19 protein-coding genes are annotated in these 21,572 nt (G+C 49.0%); 12 read left to right on the plus strand and 7 right to left on the minus strand.

What is annotated here, in order from left to right; translation table 11 throughout:
* Window position 1 precedes the first annotated feature (1 nt).
* From AB1757_03535 to AB1757_03555, 5 genes are all read left to right on the plus strand, one after another.
* A complete protein-coding gene (locus AB1757_03535; GenBank protein ID MEW6126112.1) occupies window positions 2-2,515 on the plus strand; it encodes a sulfatase-like hydrolase/transferase in 2,514 nt (837 codons plus the stop codon).
* 191 nt (window positions 2,516-2,706) lie between these two features.
* Window positions 2,707-3,939: a YaiO family outer membrane beta-barrel protein gene (locus tag AB1757_03540; protein ID MEW6126113.1), complete on the plus strand. Its 1,233-nt coding sequence runs from the start codon at window positions 2,707-2,709 to the stop codon at window positions 3,937-3,939.
* 142 nt (window positions 3,940-4,081) lie between these two features.
* Complete coding sequence (locus AB1757_03545) at window positions 4,082-5,029, plus strand: response regulator (GenBank protein MEW6126114.1); 948 nt, start codon at window positions 4,082-4,084, stop codon at window positions 5,027-5,029.
* Window positions 5,030-5,064: 35 nt separating this feature from the next.
* The gene (locus AB1757_03550) at window positions 5,065-6,246 is read left to right on the plus strand and encodes a HEAT repeat domain-containing protein (GenBank protein MEW6126115.1); all 1,182 of its coding nucleotides are present in this window, start codon (window positions 5,065-5,067) and stop codon (window positions 6,244-6,246) included.
* Window positions 6,243-7,715 carry a glycosyltransferase gene (locus AB1757_03555; GenBank protein ID MEW6126116.1) on the plus strand — a complete coding sequence of 491 codons (1,473 nt, stop codon included), beginning with the start codon at window positions 6,243-6,245 and terminating at the stop codon, window positions 7,713-7,715. Before AB1757_03550 ends, AB1757_03555 begins: the two co-directional genes overlap by 4 nt.
* On the opposite strand, the gene AB1757_03560 is transcribed toward AB1757_03555, so the two are convergent.
* The 4 genes from AB1757_03560 to AB1757_03575 form a co-directional block, all read right to left on the minus strand.
* Window positions 7,707-9,224, minus strand: a complete 1,518-nt coding sequence (locus AB1757_03560) for a pitrilysin family protein (protein ID MEW6126117.1) — start codon at window positions 9,222-9,224, stop codon at window positions 7,707-7,709. The two genes, AB1757_03555 and AB1757_03560, sit on opposite strands and share 9 nt — an antisense overlap.
* Entirely contained in the window at window positions 9,224-9,970 is a 747-nt protein-coding gene (locus AB1757_03565; GenBank protein MEW6126118.1) for a Uma2 family endonuclease, read from the minus strand. Before AB1757_03565 ends, AB1757_03560 begins: the two co-directional genes overlap by 1 nt.
* 69 nt (window positions 9,971-10,039) lie before the next feature.
* Window positions 10,040-11,449, minus strand: a complete 1,410-nt coding sequence (locus tag AB1757_03570; protein ID MEW6126119.1) for a pitrilysin family protein — start codon at window positions 11,447-11,449, stop codon at window positions 10,040-10,042.
* Between the two features lie 18 nt (window positions 11,450-11,467).
* A complete protein-coding gene (locus tag AB1757_03575) occupies window positions 11,468-12,697 on the minus strand; it encodes a glycine C-acetyltransferase (protein ID MEW6126120.1) in 1,230 nt (409 codons plus the stop codon).
* Between the two features lie 116 nt (window positions 12,698-12,813).
* Between AB1757_03575 and AB1757_03580 the strand changes: the two genes are divergently transcribed.
* The gene (locus AB1757_03580) at window positions 12,814-13,455 is read left to right on the plus strand and encodes an MOSC domain-containing protein (GenBank protein ID MEW6126121.1); all 642 of its coding nucleotides are present in this window, start codon (window positions 12,814-12,816) and stop codon (window positions 13,453-13,455) included.
* 217 nt (window positions 13,456-13,672) lie between these two features.
* On the plus strand, window positions 13,673-14,461 hold the full coding sequence (locus AB1757_03585) for an alpha/beta fold hydrolase (protein ID MEW6126122.1): 789 nt from the start codon (window positions 13,673-13,675) through the stop codon (window positions 14,459-14,461).
* Between the two features lie 34 nt (window positions 14,462-14,495).
* On the opposite strand, the gene AB1757_03590 is transcribed toward AB1757_03585, so the two are convergent.
* Both AB1757_03590 and AB1757_03595 read right to left on the minus strand, forming a co-directional pair.
* Window positions 14,496-14,846, minus strand: a complete 351-nt coding sequence (locus AB1757_03590; GenBank protein MEW6126123.1) for a septum formation initiator family protein — start codon at window positions 14,844-14,846, stop codon at window positions 14,496-14,498.
* A complete protein-coding gene (locus AB1757_03595; GenBank protein ID MEW6126124.1) occupies window positions 14,815-16,203 on the minus strand; it encodes a phosphoglucomutase/phosphomannomutase family protein in 1,389 nt (462 codons plus the stop codon). The genes AB1757_03590 and AB1757_03595 overlap by 32 nt, the downstream gene beginning before the upstream one ends.
* A 662-nt stretch (window positions 16,204-16,865) precedes the next feature.
* Between AB1757_03595 and AB1757_03600 the strand changes: the two genes are divergently transcribed.
* The 5 genes from AB1757_03600 (at window position 16,866) to AB1757_03620 (ending at window position 20,866) form a co-directional block, all read left to right on the plus strand.
* Window positions 16,866-17,813 (plus strand): MoxR family ATPase, encoded by a 948-nt coding sequence (locus AB1757_03600; GenBank protein MEW6126125.1) that lies wholly within the window; start codon window positions 16,866-16,868, stop codon window positions 17,811-17,813.
* Between the two features lie 116 nt (window positions 17,814-17,929).
* Window positions 17,930-18,526, plus strand: a complete 597-nt coding sequence (locus AB1757_03605) for an NUDIX domain-containing protein (protein ID MEW6126126.1) — start codon at window positions 17,930-17,932, stop codon at window positions 18,524-18,526.
* A gap of 133 nt (window positions 18,527-18,659) precedes the next feature.
* The gene (locus AB1757_03610) at window positions 18,660-19,982 is read left to right on the plus strand and encodes a DUF58 domain-containing protein (GenBank protein ID MEW6126127.1); all 1,323 of its coding nucleotides are present in this window, start codon (window positions 18,660-18,662) and stop codon (window positions 19,980-19,982) included.
* 73 nt (window positions 19,983-20,055) lie between these two features.
* Window positions 20,056-20,454: a hypothetical protein gene (locus AB1757_03615; GenBank protein ID MEW6126128.1), complete on the plus strand. Its 399-nt coding sequence runs from the start codon at window positions 20,056-20,058 to the stop codon at window positions 20,452-20,454.
* Between the two features lie 82 nt (window positions 20,455-20,536).
* Window positions 20,537-20,866: a hypothetical protein gene (locus AB1757_03620; GenBank protein MEW6126129.1), complete on the plus strand. Its 330-nt coding sequence runs from the start codon at window positions 20,537-20,539 to the stop codon at window positions 20,864-20,866.
* 129 nt (window positions 20,867-20,995) lie between these two features.
* Here the strand turns inward: AB1757_03620 and AB1757_03625 are convergent, their stop codons facing one another.
* Window positions 20,996-21,418 carry a PaaI family thioesterase gene (locus tag AB1757_03625; protein ID MEW6126130.1) on the minus strand — a complete coding sequence of 141 codons (423 nt, stop codon included), beginning with the start codon at window positions 21,416-21,418 and terminating at the stop codon, window positions 20,996-20,998.
* Between the last annotated feature and the right edge of the window lie 154 nt (window positions 21,419-21,572).

Here is a 21,572-nt window from a genome sequence, read left to right on the forward strand (position 1 = left end):
GGTGTTCATACAAAAAGCTATCAGTTATGGTTCACGCCTGCTTTTTCTCGGCTTTTTTGTGTTGACCTCGGTTTATTGCCTGCTCGCCTATATTCCGTTTGCCTACTTTCAATTTTTAAAATTCAATCACCTTGCCACGCTTACGGCTTTCGTTAAATTTCATCCGCTTATTTTCTGGGCAGTCGTGGTGGTTATTTTCCTAGGACTTCGCGAAGCCTTGCGTGCCGAGAAAACCCGTAACCTGACGCGCTTGCTTTTGGGCTTTCTCGTATTGACGGGTGTCGCGCTCAGCCTTCATCCGGCGCTTGCCAATATTCAAAACAACTTTGCGAGTTTCGTTTTCAGCATCCTTGCGTTAATTCCGGTTTTATTGCTCATCCTGATTGATTGGAAAACCCACATTGAAAAAGTTGAATGGACGAAAACCGATTTTAGCGAAGACCGGCGTATCTTTTTTGCGACCGTCTGCACTGCGCTTTTTGTCGCGCTGCTCTATACAACGATTTTCACTATCCGGCAGGGGCAACAATCCGGCGGTTTGACAAAAAACGAACTGATGATTGCCGCAAGTTGGAGTCTGGTCTCGCACCTGTTGCTGTTTACCGCGCTGTTTGTGGCATTCAATTTCATTCGCGCCATCGCCCGATTATCCGAAAAGCCTGCCAAGACCGAATTTTTGATGTGCAATTTGCTCGGCATGTTGATGATGGCGTATTCACTGAGAACCGTCGCGCTTGCCGGTATCTCGTTTTATGGTTTGCTCGCCAGCCTTTATTCTTACGTTGCGAGTTTCACTATCGTCGGCTTCATTGCCAGCCTCAGTTTACGCTTGTACAAACCCGAAGCCGGCGAAGTGCGTAGCGGGCTTGCATTCGCTTTGCTGCCATTTACTCTTGGACGCATTCATTCACCCATCGCTCGCGCCATCTGGGTCGTTACGCTCATGGTTGTCGCCTATTTGCTTGCTGTTCAAGTTGCGTTATTTGACTGGAATTTTCTCGCGCAAAAACTCACTGTCAACCTGATGTGGGTGGTGATATTCGCGTTCTTTTACGCAGTCACCAGGCGGTCATACAATAAACGCGATTTGACCTACGTTTTACTGGTGGTTGCCGCACTCAGTCTGGGATTTTATAAAGGCTTGAACCGGGCGCAGACGCAACTACCGGCGCTGACGAAAAACGCCAATCTCGATGTGCGCTCAACCCTTGAACGCTATGCCGGTCAGGACATTTCGTTTCGCCTGATCAACGAAATCCTTACCCCGGTGCGCGATGACGGTTCATTCTTTCGGTTTCTGCAAAAAAATACCAACATCCCGCAAGCCACCAGAGTTGACCCGGTGGATATAAAACTGGTTTCGGATTTGCAGGCGACGAAACATAAAAAGCCGAATATCTTTATCTTCACCATTGACAGTCTGAGACAGGATTATCTATCCGCCTACAATGCGAAAGTGAATTTCACGCCGTCGCTTGATGCCTTTGCCAGAGAGAGCATCGTGATGGAAAACGCTTTTACGCATTACGGCGCGACAGGGCTTTCGGAACCGTCAATCTGGGTTGGCGGAATGAGTGTGCATAAACAATATGTCACGCCGTTTCATCCGATGAATACTTTACAGAAATTGATTGAGTCGGAAGGCTATCAAGCCTATATCAGCATGGATACGATTCTTTCCGTAGTCGTCAAACCTGAGCCGTATATCGAAGAGTTGAATGATGAAGAGAGCGGCAGAGAATATGAACTATGTGGCTGTTTAAAAAGTTTGCAAACCAAAATCGAAGCGCGAGCCGACACCGCCAATCCGCTTTTCGTTTATACCCAGCCGCAAAATATTCATGTTTCGGTGATTAACCGGCAAGGGCAATCCATTGTCGAAGCCGGAGATTACACAGGATTTTATGCGCCGTATGCTTCACGGGTTAAAAAAATCGACAGATGTTTCGGCGAATTTGTGGAGTTTCTCAAACGTAAAGAGATGTATGACAACAGCGTGATTGTGTTTACCTCAGACCACGGCGATTCGCTCGGCGAAAATGGACGCTGGGGACATGCCTATACGATTTATCCCGAAATTATTCGCATTCCGCTCATCATTCATCTGCCGCCGCATTTACAAAAAGGGCTGGTTTGGAATACGCAAACCCTGGCTTTTTCAACAGACATCACCCCGAGTCTGTATTACCTGTTCGGACATCGGAACTTGATGAATCATCCGATGTTCGGCAGACCGTTGTTTACCGAAAGCGAAGAGGAACAGTCGGCTTACTTACAGCCCTGGTATTTGATTAGTTCGAGCTATGGCGCGGTCTATGGCATTTTGAGCAACAACGGTCGGTCGCTCTATATCAGCGATGCGGTGAATTACGCCGATTACTTTTACGATTTGGAACACGACCCGGCGGGCACACACAATCAAACGAACTCGTTTATTAAAATGGAAAATGAAAAATTGATTCGTGAAGGCATTGAAAAGATTAACGAAATGTATCGCTTTAACCCCGCTGAGTGACGCTAAAAATTTGTATTGTAACCTGTTAAGGGGAGCCTTAAAATCTAGAAGCTTTTGTCAGGGCGCAAATTATAAATATAAATTCAGTTACCAAGCTACAGCGTATTTGCCTCAGACTTCCTGAATGCCCCTCATCCTGAAAGGCTGTCATGCTGCCTGTTTTTGGGTTCAATCTTTGTGAGTATTTGTCTATGGTTCGTCAGCTTTATCCCTTCTTTAAAATGCTGGCAATTATTATTTGTCTGGCGATTCCGGTTTTTTCACAAGCGGAAAGCTTGGATGACCTCTATGCGAAAGCCCGCGATTTAGCTTTCGATGGCAAACGTCAGGAGGCAAAAACGCTTTGCGCGACAATCCTTGAACGAAATCCCAATTACCACGATGCGCGTTTATTGCTTGGACGGCTGCACCTGTGGGACTGGGAGTATGAATCTGCAAGAGCGGAATTAACCCGGGTGGTTACCTTAAAGCCCGCGTATGCGGATGCGCGCGATGCCTTGATCGATGTGGAGTTGTGGTCGGAACATAATCAGGAGGCGCTCCAGCTTTGTGAAGCAGGACTTCAACTGGACGCCAACAATAAAATTTTTTATTACAAAAAAGCCAAAGCTTTAAAATATTTGAAACGCGAAAAGGAAGCTATTGAATCGGTAAAAATTGCCTTGCAGCTTGAACCGGAATATCGCGAAGCCCGGATTTTGCTGAAAGATTTGCAGGAGTCGCAGAAAGCCTACTGGGTAAAAGCCGAATACTCCTATGATTATTTCGATAAAAATTTAGACCCCTGGCAACAACTGTCCGTGAGCGTTTCCCGACAGACAAAAATCGGTTCGATGATTGGTCGTGTCAATCATGCCAAACGCTTCAATGACCATGCGACGCAATTTGAAATCGATTCCTATCCGCGCCTCCGGCAGGGAACCACGGCTTACTGGAACGTTGGCGTGTCGTCGTCTTACGCCTTTCCAAAATTCAGGTTCGGAGCAGAGGTTTATCAGAAACTCTCGGATGGGTTTGATAGTTCAATCGGCGTTCGTTACCTGCATTTTACCGGCGCGAACATCATGATTTACACAGGGTCTATCGGCAAATATCACGGCAACTACCTATTTCAATTTCACCCGTTCATTACGCCGAGTTCCATCGGTTCTTCGGTGTCGGGAAATTTCAGCGTCCGCCGCTATCTTGAAAACGCCGATAACTATTTCACCGTATCGGTTGGCTTGGGTTCGTCGCCGGATGAACGCTATAACGCGCTGGAATTGATTCGTTTGAAATCGCAGAAACTCGGCGTGGATTGGCGCAAAGCCGTAGGCGCTGGGTTGATTGTCGAAGGTTATTTCGGATTATCGAATCAGCAATTGAAGTATGGAGAGAGCCGCAGAAATTACACTTTCAGTTTTGCAATGGCAAAAAGATTTTAAGATGTGACTAAAAATAAATGTGTCGAGGTTGGACAAAAATACAGAAGAAAGTTTTGTAGTCAAGATGGGTTTATGGAGAGAGACAACTCAGGAGCTTGGTACAGAACCGGAAAAAGAAGAGCTGGAGAATCAGGAGAAAGGAATGCTTTGGGGAGATACAGCGTCAAAACCTGATATATCATCCGGGCAATTTGAAATTACGGTAAACGGCGAGAGCCATGCAACCATCGCGTTTGCGACAACCGAACCGGTTGCTGACCTCATCGTTCATCTTCCCGTCGAAGTTTTTGAAACCCCTGCCGAAATTTTATCCGTGCTTGCGGGCAAAAGAATGGCGGTCATCGGTTTTGAAAATTCCGAAGCGGACAAAATTTTAAAAACCTTTACGCCTACGCAAATTTCTTCAACCGTTCTGGAGTGGGCAGAGGTGTTGCCGCAATCGGAATCGCTGCGCCAACACGATGCGTTTGTCTTGAATTTTCCCAGCAAAAATAATGATGCCGTATGGTTGAAACTGAGCGATTTATCGAGGGTGAAAAAGCCGATTATCTGCATCGGACACGCCGCGCTGCTTTTGCAACGGGCGCATAAAATCAGAGACTATGTGAGCGAATTTTTAATCACCCCGGTGCGCGAAGAAGAATTGTTGCTGCGCCTTTACAATGCCCTGTCAGCCGTTGTCACTGAAACTGCGGGTCAAACGGTTGCGAAAAATGCAACGGTTAAAGTTGTACTCGCCGATGATGACCCGACGACGGTTACGCTGGTTTCAACGATTTTAAGAAAATACGACATCGAATGTCACATCGCGCAAAACGGGCAGGAGGTGGTTGATTTGTGTAAAGCCGTGCAACCCGACGCCGCCATCTTTGACATCAGTTTGCCGTACATTGATGGGTTTGAAGTTTTGAAATTATTGAAAAATGATGCAACAACCTTTGAAATTCCGGTCATCTTGTTGACCGCGCGAAAACAGGAAACCGATATTATGCGAGCTTTTGCTTTGGGTACGGAAGATTACATTACCAAACCATTCAATCCGATGGAACTCATTGCCCGACTCAAACGACTGTTAAAACTGCCTGCATAAGCGAATGTTATTTTTGCCATTATCGACTGACTGATATGCAAGTTGCAAAACTGACCACAAAAGCCATGATCTGGTTTAAAACCATGCTGGTCGCAGGCGTGTACGTCATTGCCATCGCAATGGTTTTCGCCAAAGTATTTTCCAAAACCCCTGACACCTTGCCCTTTCTGATTGCGCTTTCATTTTTGGCGGTGCAGACCGGCGCTATCGTGGCGTTGATTGCCGTGGTTATTTACAAAAGAGTGTTTGCGGAAATCAAAGCGAAACGTGAACGGAAAATTTTACCGGTCATTCGTGAACTGCTGGCAGCGCATACGCTCGGCGATGACCGTTTGGCGGAACTCCGAGAACTGAATGGCGATTACCCGGATGAGGTCGAACAGAGTCTTGCGCACTTTCTCACCTCATTTACCGGCGAAGCGCGAGACCGCATTTCCGAACTGGCAGTGAATCTGGGGCTTTTGCGACGATGGGTAAAGCGCAGTAAATCGTTCAATCCGGCGCGTCGCGAAGAGGCGATACTCAGAATCGGACAGTTGACCTGCGATGAAGCGAGCGACCTGCTGTTTGCCGCGCTGAAAGATGACGAACCGGGCGCGCGCACGGAAGCCTATCGCGCCTTGATTCGGTCGGAACAGCCTGACCGCATCGCGCAAGTATTTCCCTTCATCGCCAGTGAATCACTGCTTGTACGGGCATTGCTGGTTGACGAACTGCAACCGCACGCGCTCTTTTTAATCAAAGCAGTCATCCCCGAATTGATTTCCTCAAACGATGCGAAAAAAATCATGGCGACGTTTGAATTGATTGGCGCGTGGAAAAATATTCTGCCGCTTGCTGATGTCTTTCATCTGCTCGACCATTCCGAACCCGAAGTCCGCGCCAAAGCCTTGCGGGCGCTCTCTTACACGATGGCTGGCGAAGAGTTGGAAATCCGTATCATCAACGCCTTTGAAGATGAACACCACGAAGTCAAAATCGCTGCCGCTTACGCTGCCGCAAGACTAAAAATCGAACAGGCGCTCGAAAAATTAGAACATTGTTTGCAGGATGCCCGTGAAGAAGTTCGCCGCGCCGCTGCCTATGCGCTCGCCCAACTGGGCGCGAAAGGCACGGCGGTGCTTGAACGCGAAATGCTCTCCGCCAATCACTATACCGCGTCAACGGCGCTTGAAATGCTTGAGCGCGTCTACATAGACCGATGTGAGGTCGTATGATGCTGCTGGAATTCAATATCAACTTTTACAAAATATTCAATTTCTTTGAGTATTTCATCATTCTGTATGTCGGTCTCATCGCGGTTATCTATTTTTTAATGATGACGCTTGGCTATTTCGGATTGCGCAATTATCGCGCGCGATTCAAACGCGATGAACTGGAAGCCTTGTTGAAATCGCCCCTGTTGCCGCAGGTCGCCATTCTCGCGCCGGCATATAACGAAGCCGCAACCTGTCGCGACAGTGTGCGCGCCATGCTCAAGTTGCATTATCCGAATCACGAAGTCATCGTCATTAACGACGGTTCCAAAGATGACACCCTGAACATTCTCATCGAAGAGTTTCGCCTGTATCGTTCGAGTCGCGTGGCATCGGATGCCATCGTCACCAAACCGATTAAAGCGATTTACGAATCCCGCGACCCCATTCGCCTGGTGGTGATTGATAAAGAAAATGGCGGCAAAGCCGATTCCTTGAATGCCGGATTGAATGTTGCGCGCGCCTCGCTGGTTTGCGCCGTGGATGCCGATTCACTGCTTGAATCGGATGCTTTGCTGCTTTCCGTAAAACCTTTTCTGGAAGAGCCTGATAAAACCATCGCGGTTGGTGGAACGATTCGCATCGCCAACGGTTGTTCCGTCGAACATGGGAAAATCACCCGCGTGGTTGCGCCCAATTCGATGCTTGCCAAATTTCAAGCCGTCGAATATATGCGGGCATTTTTAGGCGGGCGCGTGGCATTCAGTTTCATCAATGCATTGTTGATTATCTCAGGCGCGTTCGGGGTTTTTCGCCGTGATGCGATGCTGGCGATTGGCGGATTTTATCCCGACACGGTTGGCGAAGATATGGAACTGGTGGTGCGACTCCACAGAACCTGGCGCGAAATGAAAAAGGATTATCGCATCGTGTTTATTCCTGAGCCGGTGTGTTGGACGGAAGTGCCTGAGAAATTAAAAATCCTGCATCGCCAGCGCAATCGCTGGCAACGCGGCACCGTTGATAGTCTCTGGTTTCATCGCAAAATGATGTTCAATCCGAAATACGGGGTGATTGGCACCTTTGCTTTTCCCTATTTTCTGATGTTTGAAATGTTCGGTCCAGCGGTTGAAGCGACCGGTTATTTTCTGACGGTTATCGGGCTTTTTTTGAACATCATTTCCTGGAAAGCGGCGTTTCTGTTTTTTCTGGTTTCGGTGGTCTTCGGTATTCTGCTCTCCGTCAGTGCATTTATTCTTGAAGAACTCACGTTGCGTCGCTATCCAACACTCAAAGATGCAAGCAAACTGTTCATTGCCGCCATCATTGAAAATTTCGGGTTTCGCCAACTGATGACCCTGTGGCGAGCCGAAGGGTTGATTGATGGCATCCGTCGCAAACAGGGGTGGGGGGCAATGGAACGCAAAGGATTTCAAGCTACACAAGCCATTCAACAACCGACCGCTGCGCCGCCAAACCCGCTACCGTAGCCGTTTTCGCGGCTCTATACGTTTGACGAATTTCCCTTCAAGATTGAGCACCTCGACAGTGCCGAGTTCGGCGAGTTGCGCGCCGAGTTTCGCCGCATCGCCGACCACAATAATAATTGCATCATTGGTTTGAATATATTTTTGCGCGGCTTGCTGGATTTGTTCGGCAGTGACGGCTTCAACGCGCTCACGATAGGTTTCCAGAATAGTTTTCGGCAGTCCGAGCATTCGATAGGTGACGATGCGGTCGGTGATGCCGCCCTGGGTTGAAAGCGAAAGCGAAAAATAACCGTTCAAATAATTCTTGGCGTTTTGCAAGTCAGCGGCGCTTACGGGGACTCTACGCAGGCGTTCAAATTCCGCGAGCATCTCTTTGATTGCTGCAAGAGTCACAGCGGTTCGGGTCTCACTTGCGCCGAAAAAGACGCCGCGCTGGCGCGGAGCCGCGACCGAACTCGACACGTCATAAGTGAAACCTTTCTTCTCGCGCAAATTCAAAAAAAGTCGGGAACTTGTCCCATCACCTAAAATCGCGTTCGCGACCAGCAGCGGGAAAAAATCTGCGTCGGCGCGCGCCACGCCTAAACTGCCGATGCGAAAATCGGCTTGTTCGGATGCGGCGCGGTCAATCAGATAAATTTTGCGTTTCGTGGATTCGGGCATCGCTGGCAATGTCGCGGTTTGCGAATCGGCGGATTGCCATTTGCCGAAAAGCGCTTCTAGTTTGCCCTGGATTTTCGTCGCATCAAAGTCACCTGTCACAACCAATATGGAATTGGTCGGGGTGTAATAGCTTTTGTGAAAGCTTGCGATTTTTGCGCGGTCAATCGCCGCGATAGATTCCGGCGTAGGCGTTGAGTTGGCGTAAGGGTGCGCGCCATAAATGGCTTTATAAAATTGCCGGGCGACGAGAAACGACGGCTCCTGTCGTTGCACGGTTAAACTTTCAACGCGATTTTTTTTGTAGAGCGCAACTTCGTTTTCAGGAAAACTCGGATGCAAAACGGCATCGCTGAATACCTCAAGCATGCGTTCAAGGTTTTCGGCAATCACCGTGGTCATGATTTCCGTGTAATCTTCATAAGACGCGGCGGATAGTTGCGCGCCCAGGGTTTCAACTTCGCGGTCGATTTCTACACTGGTACGATTGCCAGAGCCTTCGGTGATGAGCGCAGCGGTAGTTTCAGCAAGTCCCGTGAGGTTGGGCGGGTCGTTGATGTCACCAACCGGAATCCCCAGGTTGACACTAACCATCGGAATGCGATGGTCGGGAATTAAAATCAGTGTCAGTCCGTTATCAAGTTTGACTTCACGCTGATTGGGTAATTTCAAAGGACGTGGCGGAACCTGCGGCGGCGGCTGTTTGCGCCAGGCTTCAATGACGGTGGTTTTTTTAGTCGGAGCGGTTTGGTTTTTTTGCGGGCGTTGTGCAACGCCGCTTATCTGGATAGCGATAAGCAAAAGTAACGCAAGGCTCAGGTTGCCAGATAACGCTTTCTTCATCTTCATTAAATTTTATCGGGGTCTTTGCCGAGTTCGCGCAGCCTTGCCGCCAACCGTTCAGCTTTTTGCAACGCTTCTTCGGCTTTCAGCAATGCGGCTTCTTTTTCGGCGCGTTCTTTTTCTTTTTCGGCGCGTTCAAGTTTGGCGCGTTCTTCGCCGGTTAGCAGCAGATTGCCTGCTTCATCAACCCAGCGCAACCAGGCGCGCTTGACGCCTTCAAATTCGCCTTCCCACAAAATCAATCCCAAGCCGATGGTTTCGAGTTTGTGAGAGAGCTGTTTGCGGTAACGAAAGCCATGTAGTTTATAAATCGTCAGCACGTTTTTGCTGAGAAATTTATCCGGGTCGAAGATGACATAATATTCGACCTTCATCCGCGCATACTTGCGCATCTTTTCACCGGCTTCTTCGCCGACCTGATTGGAAACGATTTCGAGAGCGACTTCGGGCGGTTTGCCAAATTCCCAGATGAAGTACGAGCGGTGCTCTTTCGCCCACCAGTCTTCGGCGACTTCGACATCAAGGCTTAAAAATATATCCGGCACCACCGGCGGATTTTTCGCTTGATAAAAAATGCCGACGTTGGCACAGGCTAAAAATTTGCGCTTCCCCTCAACGTCTTTCCACGAAGTGTAAAGTGTGCGGGTGAGCAAGCGTTGCTGTTTCTCCGAAGGGATATTATCCACAGGTTCATCATCCTCCGTGATGAGGTCTTCGATATTTGGCGTATAGAGATTAAGCGCCTGTGACATAAGCTTTCCTCCGCTTGAACTGGCAACCACTCCCAGTTTATGAGTTGCATCCGGTTGCCGTCAATCAGGTCATTTCCTGGCAGCGGGTTTAATGTAGAGCACTGTGCGGTTGGCGGTGCCGAAATATTTTTTTGCAGCGTTGCGCACCTGCTCCGGTGTGACTGCGAGATAACGCTCAAGTTCCGTGTTAATGAGTGACGGGTCATTGTCAAAGAGCGTGTATTCGGCAAGCATCAAGGCGCGACCAAGCGCCGTTTGCACACTGGTGTATTCGCCGTCTTCACCGCCAACGAACTGTCCCAGCCGGTATTGATTTTTAACCTTCGCGAGTTCTTCGCGACTCACCCCTGCGGATTTGATGCGTTCAAATTCGGCTTCGATGAGCGATTGAATTTGTTCGGGCTTGGCATCTTGTTTGAGAATCGAAAAGACCGTAAGCGCCGAAGGTCCGCGCCGTTCATCCATCATGCCCTGCACTTCGAGCGCCACCTGTTTGTCTTTCACCAAGGTTTGATAGAGCCTGGCGCTTTCGCCATCAAACAGTATGGATTTAAGCATGGCTATCGGATAAGCGTCGGGCGCGCGCCGCGGCGGCAGTTTCCAGGCAATGGCAATCGCAGGGGTTTCGGCGTGCGTGTCTTCGGCAAGGTTTTTTTGCAACACGGTTTCAAAAGGTTCCGTGACATCGACAGCAGGCGGCGCGGGTTGTTTCGCTATGGTTGAAAAATATTTGCGCACCAGCGTTTCCGCCTGTGCCAAATCAATGTCACCGGCAATCGCCAGCACCGCGTTATTCGGCGCGTAATAGATTTTGAAAAAATTCTTCACATCGGTGATGGTTGCGGCGTCGAGGTCTGCCATTGAACCGATGGTCGAATGGGCGTTTGCCCAGTTTTTGAAAATCGCTTCGTCCATCTTTGTCAGCGCCGGCCAGTACGCTTGATTATCCACGTTCAAACGTTTCTCTTCCTTAACCGCCTCTTTTTGATTCTGCAAATTGGCGGGCGTAATTTTCAAACTGCGCATGCGGTCGGATTCCAGCCACAAAGCCATTTCCAATTGATTGGATGGCAGAAATTCGTAGTAGTTGGTGTAGTCGGTGTGCGTCGAACCATTCAAAAAACCGCCGTTATTTTCGACATATTTGAAATGCCCGGCTTTTTCGATGTTTTCCGAACCTTGAAACATCATATGCTCGAAAAGGTGCGCAAACCCCGAACGCCCTTTAACTTCGTTGCGCGACCCGACATCGTAATAAACCGCTACGGCGACAACCGGAGCCGCGTGGTCTTCCGAAAGCACCACGCGCAAACCGTTTTCGAGTTGAAATTGTTTAAACGGCACATTGAACGATTGCGCGAAATGAACAGAGATAGATGGGATAAACAGGATGTAAACAAGCGAAAAGCAAACCGCAAGCTTGCATAAATCCGGTTTTGCCTTTTGCCTTTTGCCTTTTGCCTTTTGCCTTAATTTCATTTGGTATTCCTTGAGAAATTAAATCACCCCCATGCGTTTGCCGACTTTTTGAAATGCCGCAAGCGCGCGGTCTAAATCGTCGCGGGTGTGAGCGGCGGAAATCTGGGCGCGAAGTCGGGCTTCGCCTTTCGGAACCACCGGATACCACAGCCCTTTGATGTAGACGCCTTCGGGGAGTAGTTCGCGGCTCATGTCCTGCGCGATGGCAGCTTCACCGAGCATGATCGGCACAATCGCATGCGTACCTTCGATGATAGTGAAACCAAGATCGACAATCTCTTTGCGAAAATAGGCGGTGTTATCCTGCAATTGTTTGACGATGGAAAAATCGCTTTCGATTAAATCGAGCGCGGCAATCGAACCGGCAACCACCGATGGCGGCATGGTATTTGAAAATGTATAAGGACGCGATTTCTGCCTGAGAAATTCAATCAATTCTTTGCGACCGGCAATAAATCCGCCCGATGCGCCGCCGAGGGCTTTGCCAAATGTCCCGGTGATGACATCAATCTCGCCGAGCACATTTTGTTCTTCGGGTGTGCCGCGTCCGGTTTTACCGAGCACGCCGGTTGAATGCGATTCGTCAACGACAAGTAATGCTTGATGTTCTTTAGCGATGCTGACCAGTTCCGGCAGGTGCGCGAGTTCGCCTTCCATTGAAAAGACGCCGTCGGTGACGATGATTTTGATGCGGTAATTTTTATCGCGGTCTTCTTCGAGCATCTGTTTCAAATGCTCAAGGTCGTTATGGCGATAGGGGCGTGAAACCGTCGGTTTGGCAATCATTCGACAAAGGCGTATGCCATCGATGATGCTTGCGTGATTGAGCGCATCACTATAAATCGCGTCTTGATAATTCTGTTCACCGAAATCGTTGGCAAGAAGCGCCGAGAAAAACGCTTCGTTGGCGGCAAAACATGACGAATGCAAAATCGCCGTTTCACAACCGACAAACTGCGCGATGCGGCGTTCGAGTTCAAAATGAATCGGCTCGGTGCCGCATAAAAAACGAACCGACGCTAAGCCGTATCCCCATTCATCAAGCCCGCGATGCGCGGCTTCTTTAACTTTGGGATGATTCGCCAGCCCCAGATAGTTATTCGATGCCAGCATCACGACATTTTCATGACCCACTGTGACGGTGCCGCCTTGTTCGCTCTCTAGCGGCACTTCGTATTTGAAGGTCTTGGCGGCTTTGATATTTTCGAGTTCATTTGCAAGCGTGTTATAAAGTTCATTGACCTGCATAATTTCGTCTCCTTGGATGGCATTTGGAATATATTCAATGCGAGGCGAAATTATAGTTTGTAGAAAGTCATTTGTGTAATCGCTGTGCAAGACTTGCGTGTAGGAAGGCATATCCAATGAAAATAATTTCAGTCAATGTCGGACAACCCAGAGAAATCACGGTTGATGGGCAAACGATTTTAACGGGCATTTTTAAAGAACCGATTGCCGGGCGAGTTGGCGTGCGACGGCATAATCTGGATGGCGACCGGCAAGCCGATTTAACTGTACATGGCGGGGTGCATAAAGCGGTTTATGCCTACGGGGCAGAGCATTATGAATTCTGGAAAAGGGAACTCGCGGAAATGGAATTAGCGTTTGGGGGTTTTGGCGAAAACCTCACCACGGAAGGGCTGGTTGAAGCTGATACGAATATCGGCGACATCTTTAAAATCGGTTCCGCGTTGTTGCAAGTGACGCAACCGCGTATGCCTTGTTACAAACTGGCTGCGAAATTCGGGCGCAATGACATCATCAAACGCTTTATGCAAAGCGAACGTTCAGGCATCTACTTTTCGGTGATTGAAGAAGGCGAACTCGGCGCGGGCGATGCAATTGAATTGCTTGAACGCGATAAAAATGAGGTTCGCGTGCGTGACATCACACGCCTTTATGCAACGCAAAAATACAATGTGGAATTGCTGCGTCGAGCCGTTCAAGTCGAAGCTTTGCCTGTTGAATGGCGCGATTATTTTCAAGAGCAGTTGCATAAATTGTGACCTCGTGGCGAGAACTTTCTGAAAGTTCTTAACACCAGGGGCACCAAAGACACGAAACGAATAAACAACGAACTGACAGCGACTGCGGTATTTGAAACGCAGCGCGTCACTGATGATTCAGCAAATCTTCGTGGTCTTCGCGCCCTTGGTGTTTTAACCTTTGCGCTTCTGTTACTATCTCAAAAGTTTTTGCAAAAAAATCATTGAAGGTGAACGCATGAAAATTGCCATCAACAATATCAATCTTGATTATCGTGATGAAGGCGAGGGAACGCCGATAATTTTTATCCACGCCTTTGCGCTCAATCAAACCATGTGGGACGCGCAGGTTGCTGCGCTCAAAAATCAATATCGCGTCATCACTGTGGATTTGCGCGGCTTTGGCGCGTCTGATGTCGTGCAGGGCACATCGCACATGGAACAGATGGCGGCAGATATTCACGAATTGATGCGACAACTGGCAATCGAAAAAGCTGTGCTCGTCGGGCTTTCGATGGGCGGCTATGTGCTGTTTGCGTTTTATAGAGAATTCAAAGAGGCGGTGCAGGCTCTGGTCTTTGCCGACACCCGCGCCACCGCAGACACCGATGAAGCGCGCGCCAGTCGGTTGCGCTCGGCAGAAAAAGCCGAACGCGAAGGCTCGGCAGCAATCGCTGATGAAACGACGCCGAAACTGCTTGGTGACACCACACTTGCGAGTAACCCCGAACTTGTAAAGCGCGTGCATGCGATGCAGGCGGCGAATTCACCCGATGGCATCGCCGCAGCGCAACGCGGCATGGCGGCGCGCTGCGATTCCACGGATTTACTTTCGCAGATTGATTGCCCGACGCTGGTGATTGTCGGGACGGAAGATAAACTCACGCCGCCCGCCGAAGCCGAATTGATTCAACGCGGCATACCTCATTCAACCTTGCGTGTGATTGAACGCTCAGGACATCTGGCGAACCTGGAAACGCCTGAAGAATTTAATCGGGAATTATTGGATTTTATTGAATCGCTTTGAAAGAAATAATCTGAACCGGGTGATTCAGTTGTTCTTATTCGACTTTGACCACCACATCACCGGCGCGAACTAAACCGAGATAGTGACGCGCAAACTCTTCAATCTTTTTCTTGTCAGATTGCAAGGCGCGAATCTCGCGTTCCAGCCGCTCGTTTTGAATTTTTAAGGCTTCGATCTTTTCGCTTGACGCCTGGCGCTTGGCTTTAGCGGCAGCAAGTTCGGCACTGGTTCGTGCATAGAACGAAAGACAAATCGCCGACACCGCTAAAATAATCATGATAATGATGGCATCCGTCATGCGGCGTTTGCGCGCTATTTTATCGGCTCTCGCGCCAACCAGCGTATCCACTCGACTAGCTAAGAATGTATTGACTGCCTGTCCCAATGAGCACCTCCAAATCCTGTTCGCTTTCTGCTTCTGCGTAAATTCTCACCAGCGGTTCGGTTCCCGATGGGCGCATCAGCATCCACGAATCATCATCAAAAATAAATTTCACACCATCCACACGATTGATTTCTTTGACTCGCCGCCCGCCGAAATCTTCGGGCGCACTGGCGAGTTTTTCCGGCAAAGCCTGTTGCAACTGCGGCGTCAGTTTTACACCGATGCGTTTGCTCACCAACTTGCCAACTTCCGTATAAATTTTTTCAAGCATCGCTTGAATCGTCGTACCGCGTTTGGCGACCATTTCGGCTACCAATAAACACGCGAGAATGCCGTCTTTTTCGGGGATATGCCCGCGAATCGAAAGCCCGGCGCTCTCTTCACCGCCGAGATAAATTTTATCGTCGTTAATCAGTTGCCCGATGAATTTAAATCCGACCGGCGTTTCAATAACCGGAATGCCGCGCCTGGCACACACCCGGTCAACCATATTGGTGGTCGCCACCGAACGCGCCACACCATTTGTCCAACCACGCGATTCGGCTAAGTAATCCGCCAGTAATGCAATCACCAGATTCGGTAAGATGAAGGCGCCATCACGGTCTAAAATGCCGAAACGGTCGGCGTCGCCATCCGTCGATAACCCGATGTTGTAGCCGCCGGTGATTACCTCATGCTTTAGCTCTTCGATATTTTCTGCGTCGGGTTCGGGGCTGCGATTGCCAAAATAGACATCGCGCCAATCATGCAACATCTTCACATCGCAACCAACATCAGCAAGAGCTTTGTTCAAATAGCCGCGACCTGTGCCCCAAAGCGGGTCATAAGCGATGCGCAAGCCCGCCGCAGCAATCGCCTGCAAATCGACTTTGGCGGCAATCTCTTTCAAATAATCATCAACCAATGAAAGCGACTTAACGTTGCCCTTTGCAGGTTTCGCTATCTCTGTGCCTTCGAGCTTACTAATTTCTTGTTCGATTTGTTTGGTAACTTCCGGCAGCGCCGGTGCGCCATCGGGAGTCGAAAATTTCATGCCGCAATATTGCGGCGGGTTGTGGCTCGCCGTGAAATTGATGGCACCTGCCGCGCCGCTTGCGCGAATCGCATATGAGATTGCCGGAGTCGGCGTCGGTCTATCGCACAGATAAGTTTCAAATCCGTTTGCCGCAAGCAGGTTGGCGCACTCTTCGGCAAACACCTCTGCCATAAACCGCGTGTCGCAGCCAACAATAATTTGCTTGCTTGTGGCGTTGGCTTGCAAGTAATTGGCAATCGCTTGTGTGACCCGTCTTACAGTGACGAAGGTGAATTCGTCGGCGATGATTGCACGCCAACCCGAAGTCCCAAACTTAATCATGATTTAGACTCGCAGCCTACCTGTTCCCAAATAAGGTGGCTGAAATTATTTGAATATTGAAAAAACTATTAGGGCAAATTAGGGCAATAGAACCGAAGAGGGATTCGATATTGCTGACAGGTGAGGACTGTAGCAGCTTTTATGACGTCTTGCAAGTATTTTCTTTTGAATAATTCAAAAGGGTAAGTTAAAGTTTCACGTTAAGTAAAATGTCTCATTGATAAAACGCCGGTAAAAGTTATAAACAGGTGAAGTTCAGCTGTTGAAATTCTGTATTGGCGAAAAGCTGTTGAGCAATTAAGCCTACCTGTGAGCAGATGTGAGGGAAAATCTTTGATTTAAACTGTTCAACCGAAGATTGAGTTTGGAATTCTCGAATCGCAAACCGCCGGTCTATAAACCGGTTTGAATTTTCCAACAGATGCAGCGGATAATTTGCGCCTATCGGCTCAATCCGCAATATCCGCCGGAAAACCCCGGTTGAAATTTTAGCCCGGTCACCTTTCGCGGATTTTCGGTTACTGATTCTTTCATAAATTTTTCATAGCCGGACACCGGGCTAGGCAACTGCAAATCCCCATCAAGAAAAATTCGCTTTCAATTGCGACTCAGGCTTTGAATCATTATGCTTGGGACTGCAAAAAATTCGGAGGGCAAGCGCATTGTACGTAAACCATCTCGTTGAACACATCAGACGCGAAATTCACAAAGTCATCGTCGGACAAGACCACGTACTCGAACAAATTTTAATCGTTCTCTTAACCGAAGGGCACGCTTTGATTGAAGGCGTGCCGGGCACTGCGAAAACCTTGATTGTTAAAACCCTGGCGCGCATCATCGGTTTGCATTTCGGGCGCATTCAATTCACGCCCGACTTGATGCCTGCGGATGTCACCGGCACCAATATTTTCAACATGGCGACTTCGACTTTTAATCTACGCTATGGGCCGATTTTTACCGACCTGTTGCTTGCAGATGAAATCAACCGCACACCGCCCAAGACCCAAGCCGCGCTGCTTGAAGCAATGGAAGAGCGCCAGGTGACGATTGACGGCGAGCTGCACAAACTGTCGCCGATGTTTACGGTACTGGCGACACAAAACCCGATTGAATACGAAGGGACGTATCCGTTACCGGAAGCCCAACTCGACAGATTTTTATTGAAGATTCTGGTGAATTACCCTGAAGAGTTGCAGGAAGTGCAAGTCGTCGCCAACTGGAACGCGGGATTTAATGCGCGAAGACTTGAAGATGTAAACATCATTCCGCTGCAAGACCCGGCGCTGCTTTTGCAAGCGCGTTCGCAGGTGCGAGGGGTAACTGTCGAAGACGGCATTCAACGTTACATCGTGTCAATTGTGCGCGCCACACGTTCGGCATTAAACATCACTTGGGGCGCAAGCCCGCGTGCCTGTGTCGCGTTGTTGCTCTGCTCGAAAGCCCTGGCGGCGCTTCGCGGGCGCGAATTCGTCACCCCCGATGATGTGAAAGAGATTGCCAAGCCCGTCCTTCGCCATCGCCTGGTCTTGCGTTCGGAAGCCGAAATCGAAGGCACGTCAGCCGACGAAGTTCTCGACGAAGTGATTTCAGGCATCGAAGTTCCGCGATAATTGCGGCTTGCGAAATGCGAATTGCCGATTGCGAGAACTATCTTGCTTTTTGTTTTATGTTTCAATTCACAACCTAATCGGTAAACGATGAATTGAATACATTGCCTGAAATACAAATGAATAAAGAAGAAGTTGATAAAAACGAAAATTCGCCGGAGCCATCGCAAACCATCCGCAATCCGCAATCTGCAATCTGCAATTCTCCGATTCCTGCGGCAGCGGTAGCGTTGGTGCGAGATACCGCGCAGGGGATTGAAGTCTATTTGAATAAACGTCCGGCGCATTTTCGTTATTATCCCGGCGCCTTTGTTTTTCCCGGCGGGCGGGTTGATGAAACTGACGGCGACATACAGGTTACCGCCTGTCGCGAAGTGCGCGAAGAAATCGGCGTTGAGATTCATCCCGAAGGTCTGGCTTTGCTCAGAGACATTTACACCAACCCGAAAGCCGGGCCGGTCTATCATATGAAAACCTTCGCCTATGAAATCATCGGCGAGATGCCGACAGTTTTGAACACGGAAGAAGTAGACGGCGAAATCTGGATTGGCGCCAAAGAAGTTCTCAGTTTACGCGAAACGATTTTTACGCCCTATCAGGTGAGCGCGGCAATTTATACCATCTCGCGATTTGATAAAGTCTTGGAGTTGCTCGCGGCTTTGCAACACGGACACATCAACGACCAGTATCTGCCGCACAGGGATTATTGGCTTTAAGAGTCCGTAGTCCGTAGTCTGTAGTCCGTAGCAGAAAACGAAGCTTTTGAAATTGGCTCCTGTAGCCGGTTTCGAGGCAACGCTGCTACTGACTACTGACGACTGACTACCGACTACTGACTACCGACTACTGATGCTGAATTTTGTTTTTACCAATTTATTTTTTTATCTGCTCGCGCTAGGGATTGCGCTCTTGTCGCTTGGCTGGATAAATCGCGGGGCGCTCTATTTGACGATTCTCTATGACGCCATACTTTTTTTGCTTGCCAGTCTGGATTATTTCATTTCCGAAAGCGGCAAGGATTTTCAAATTGAGCGCGAGATGGATGAACGGTTTGCGATGGGCGCGGAAAATCCGGTTGCCGTTAAAATTCGCAATCGTACGCGCCGTCCGGTGAAATTCATTGTAAAGGACGAATACCCGGCGCAGATGGAACTGGTAAGTCCGCGCATCGCCGTGCTTACGGTGCCGCCTGGTCGCGCGCGCACCTGGAAATATGAACTGCTGCCAACGACACGCGGCAAATACGAATTTGGCAATACGGCTCTCAGGTTTCGCTCAAAGCTTGGACTGTTGTGGAAGCAATACAGCTATCCGACGGCAAGCGATGTCAAAGTTTATCCCAACATTCGTGAAGCAAAAAAAAATGAATTGTACGCGCATCGCAATCGTCGCCCAGACCCCGGCATTCGCCGTATGCAACTCAAAGGGCAGGGGCGCGAGTTTGAATCCATGCGCGAATTCGTGACTGGCGATGAGATTCGCCATATCTCCTGGGCAGCAAGCGCGCGGCGCGGCAAACTCATCACCCGGCAATATACCATCGAGCGCAGTCAAAATATTGTCATCGTGCTCGACACCGGGCGGTTGATGACGGCGCGCATCGGCAAACTTTCTAAATTAGATCACGCCATCAATGCCGCGCTCTCTATCGCCTACGTAGCCGCATCAGGCGGCGATAACATCGGGCTTTTGGCATTTTCGCGAAAGGTGATTGATTATCTGCCGCCGCGCAAAGGGCACGACCAACTCAATCGCCTGCTGGAATCGCTTTATCATCTGGAGCCGCAGCTTGTTGAACCGAGCTACACGCGGGCGTTCAATTTTTTCAGCAGCAATTGTAAGCGGCGTTCGCTGGTCGTCATCTTAACCGACCTAGTTGACCGCGAAGCCTCTGCGGAGCTTTTAACTCATACGTCGAAACTCATCCCGCGCCATTTGCCGTTGATTGTGACGATTGGCGATACCGACCTGCGTGAACTGGTGCGCACGGTGCCCGCGAAATCATCCGAGGTCTATGAACAGGGCGTTGCTGAAGAGATTTTAAGACAACGCGAAGAAGCCCTCTCACGCATTCGTCACGCCGGTGGTCTTGCACTTGATGTTCCCGCCCGCCAGCTTTCGATTTCATTAGTGAACAAGTACCTCGAAGTTAAAGAACGTGGGCTGTTATAGGAAAGGCAAAAGGCAAAAATCAAAGGGCAGAAGTGAATTGCGCTTATGAAAGCAGCGTTCAAAAAATATAAGTATGGAAACCGGTTACCTGAACACAGATTTGGTGATTGATTCAAAAGATGATCTCTCGCCAATCGTGGAAGCATTCGGTGATCGTGTTCTGGTTTTACATCACGGTGAAATAGGTGAATGCCGTCACGCTGCTTTTGAATTGACAGCTAGTGGACTTGAAAAAGACCCGGAGACAACGATTAAAAATTTTTGTTTGCTGGTTGAAAGCCTTCCCGAAGAAGTTCGGGAAATTTGGGATGCCTGTGGTTCGCGAATCCTGGATATCGGATATGAGAGCGGCATCGCCCCATTCAATTTTGAATCCGAAATCAGCGCCGCTACTCTCCAACGAGTTGCCGGAATCGGCGCAAGCATCAAGGTCACGATTTATGCGTACCGTGAAGTGAATGATGCGCAATAACGACAGGCGCGGTCAGAGACCGCTTGCTCGATCTGAAAAGAATTTTGCATTCAATAATGGAAGGTAAGTAAAGGAGTTGGACTTGGCAGATTGGGTATTTACCGGTGGAACAACCACTATAATTCAAGGAATAGACAACTCAATTTCAGATTATGAACAATGGCGACAACGTGTTGTGCAATTCATCTTAAAGATTGCTGAGAGTCCCGATTTTGCAGTAAAGGACAATGGTTATGAAAAATTTCCAGAGGTCTTAGTTGGTGGAGTTGCGTGCTTTTATCGAGGCAAGCCTTTTGCAATTTTTTGTGATTTACCAAATGAACTTATTATTTGCCACAATTCTCTGAGGCTTCAATTAGCAAACGATCTTATCAATGAACTTAAAACATTGTGGCTAAAAACCATGTATTAAGTTTCCTTAATAAGGGAATTCTTAATCAGACTAACGACAGGCGCGGTCAGAGACCGCTTGCTCAACCTGTTGAATGAGGGTTTCTGACCAACGAAGAACCTTTGCTCAACTTAGCGAACAGCTTTGCAATTAATCGTGAACCTCAAACGGTTTGCCCATCAAAAAAATACCGCTGGCGCGAACGATCTGTTTTTTACCAACCGTTAAACAGGCGCTCGCAAAAGCCGTTCGACCTTCCTTCTTTTGAATTTCAACGCGGGCTTCGACCCAATCGCCGTTTCTTGCGCTGCCGATGAAATCAACCGTCAAATTAACCGTCACCAGTGAACGCGGCGGCATGGTTGAAAAGACCAGATTGTAACCAAGCGCAATGTCGGCAAGCGATGCCAGCACGCCGCCATGCGCGATGCCGCGCGTATTCGCATGTTTTTCTTCAATGCGTAAACCGATGACTGCGTATTCGTCCTCTTTTTTGATGTAGACAGGACCGAGTGTATGGATGAACGGACTCGGACGATTGAACAGAACAAAACCTTCGGGAATTTCTTTCATGGGGTTTCAATTGAATAAATAAAAATTTGAATTGCGCTTCAAGCCATATGCCTATCGCAACCATCAGGCAAGAATGCAATCCGCTTGCTCAACCTGTTAATTGTTGGCAGAGACCGCTTGTGCAATTTGAGTGGTTAGAGACTACTTCCTCAAC

It is taken from the genome of Acidobacteriota bacterium, from assembly GCA_040754075.1.
In the GTDB taxonomy this organism is placed as follows: Bacteria; Acidobacteriota; Blastocatellia; order UBA7656; family UBA7656; genus JBFMDH01.

Excerpts from the sequence above, each read along its gene's own strand:
- AB1757_03570 (MEW6126119.1), bottom strand. The coding sequence starts at position 11,449 with ATGAAATTAAGGCAAAAGGCAAAAGGCAAAAGGCAAAAGGCAAAACCG.
- AB1757_03585 (MEW6126122.1), top strand. The coding sequence starts at position 13,673 with ATGAAAATTGCCATCAACAATATCAATCTTGATTATCGTGATGAAGGC.
- AB1757_03575 (MEW6126120.1), bottom strand. The coding sequence starts at position 12,697 with ATGCAGGTCAATGAACTTTATAACACGCTTGCAAATGAACTCGAAAAT.
- AB1757_03550 (MEW6126115.1), top strand. The coding sequence starts at position 5,065 with ATGCAAGTTGCAAAACTGACCACAAAAGCCATGATCTGGTTTAAAACC.
- AB1757_03610 (MEW6126127.1), top strand. The coding sequence starts at position 18,660 with ATGCTGAATTTTGTTTTTACCAATTTATTTTTTTATCTGCTCGCGCTA.
- AB1757_03625 (MEW6126130.1), bottom strand. The coding sequence starts at position 21,418 with ATGAAAGAAATTCCCGAAGGTTTTGTTCTGTTCAATCGTCCGAGTCCG.
- AB1757_03555 (MEW6126116.1), top strand. The coding sequence starts at position 6,243 with ATGATGCTGCTGGAATTCAATATCAACTTTTACAAAATATTCAATTTC.
- AB1757_03540 (MEW6126113.1), top strand. The coding sequence starts at position 2,707 with ATGGTTCGTCAGCTTTATCCCTTCTTTAAAATGCTGGCAATTATTATT.
- AB1757_03615 (MEW6126128.1), top strand. The coding sequence starts at position 20,056 with ATGGAAACCGGTTACCTGAACACAGATTTGGTGATTGATTCAAAAGAT.
- AB1757_03580 (MEW6126121.1), top strand. The coding sequence starts at position 12,814 with ATGAAAATAATTTCAGTCAATGTCGGACAACCCAGAGAAATCACGGTT.
- AB1757_03595 (MEW6126124.1), bottom strand. The coding sequence starts at position 16,203 with ATGATTAAGTTTGGGACTTCGGGTTGGCGTGCAATCATCGCCGACGAA.
- AB1757_03605 (MEW6126126.1), top strand. The coding sequence starts at position 17,930 with ATGAATAAAGAAGAAGTTGATAAAAACGAAAATTCGCCGGAGCCATCG.
- AB1757_03545 (MEW6126114.1), top strand. The coding sequence starts at position 4,082 with ATGCTTTGGGGAGATACAGCGTCAAAACCTGATATATCATCCGGGCAA.
- AB1757_03560 (MEW6126117.1), bottom strand. The coding sequence starts at position 9,224 with ATGAAGATGAAGAAAGCGTTATCTGGCAACCTGAGCCTTGCGTTACTT.
- AB1757_03565 (MEW6126118.1), bottom strand. The coding sequence starts at position 9,970 with ATGTCACAGGCGCTTAATCTCTATACGCCAAATATCGAAGACCTCATC.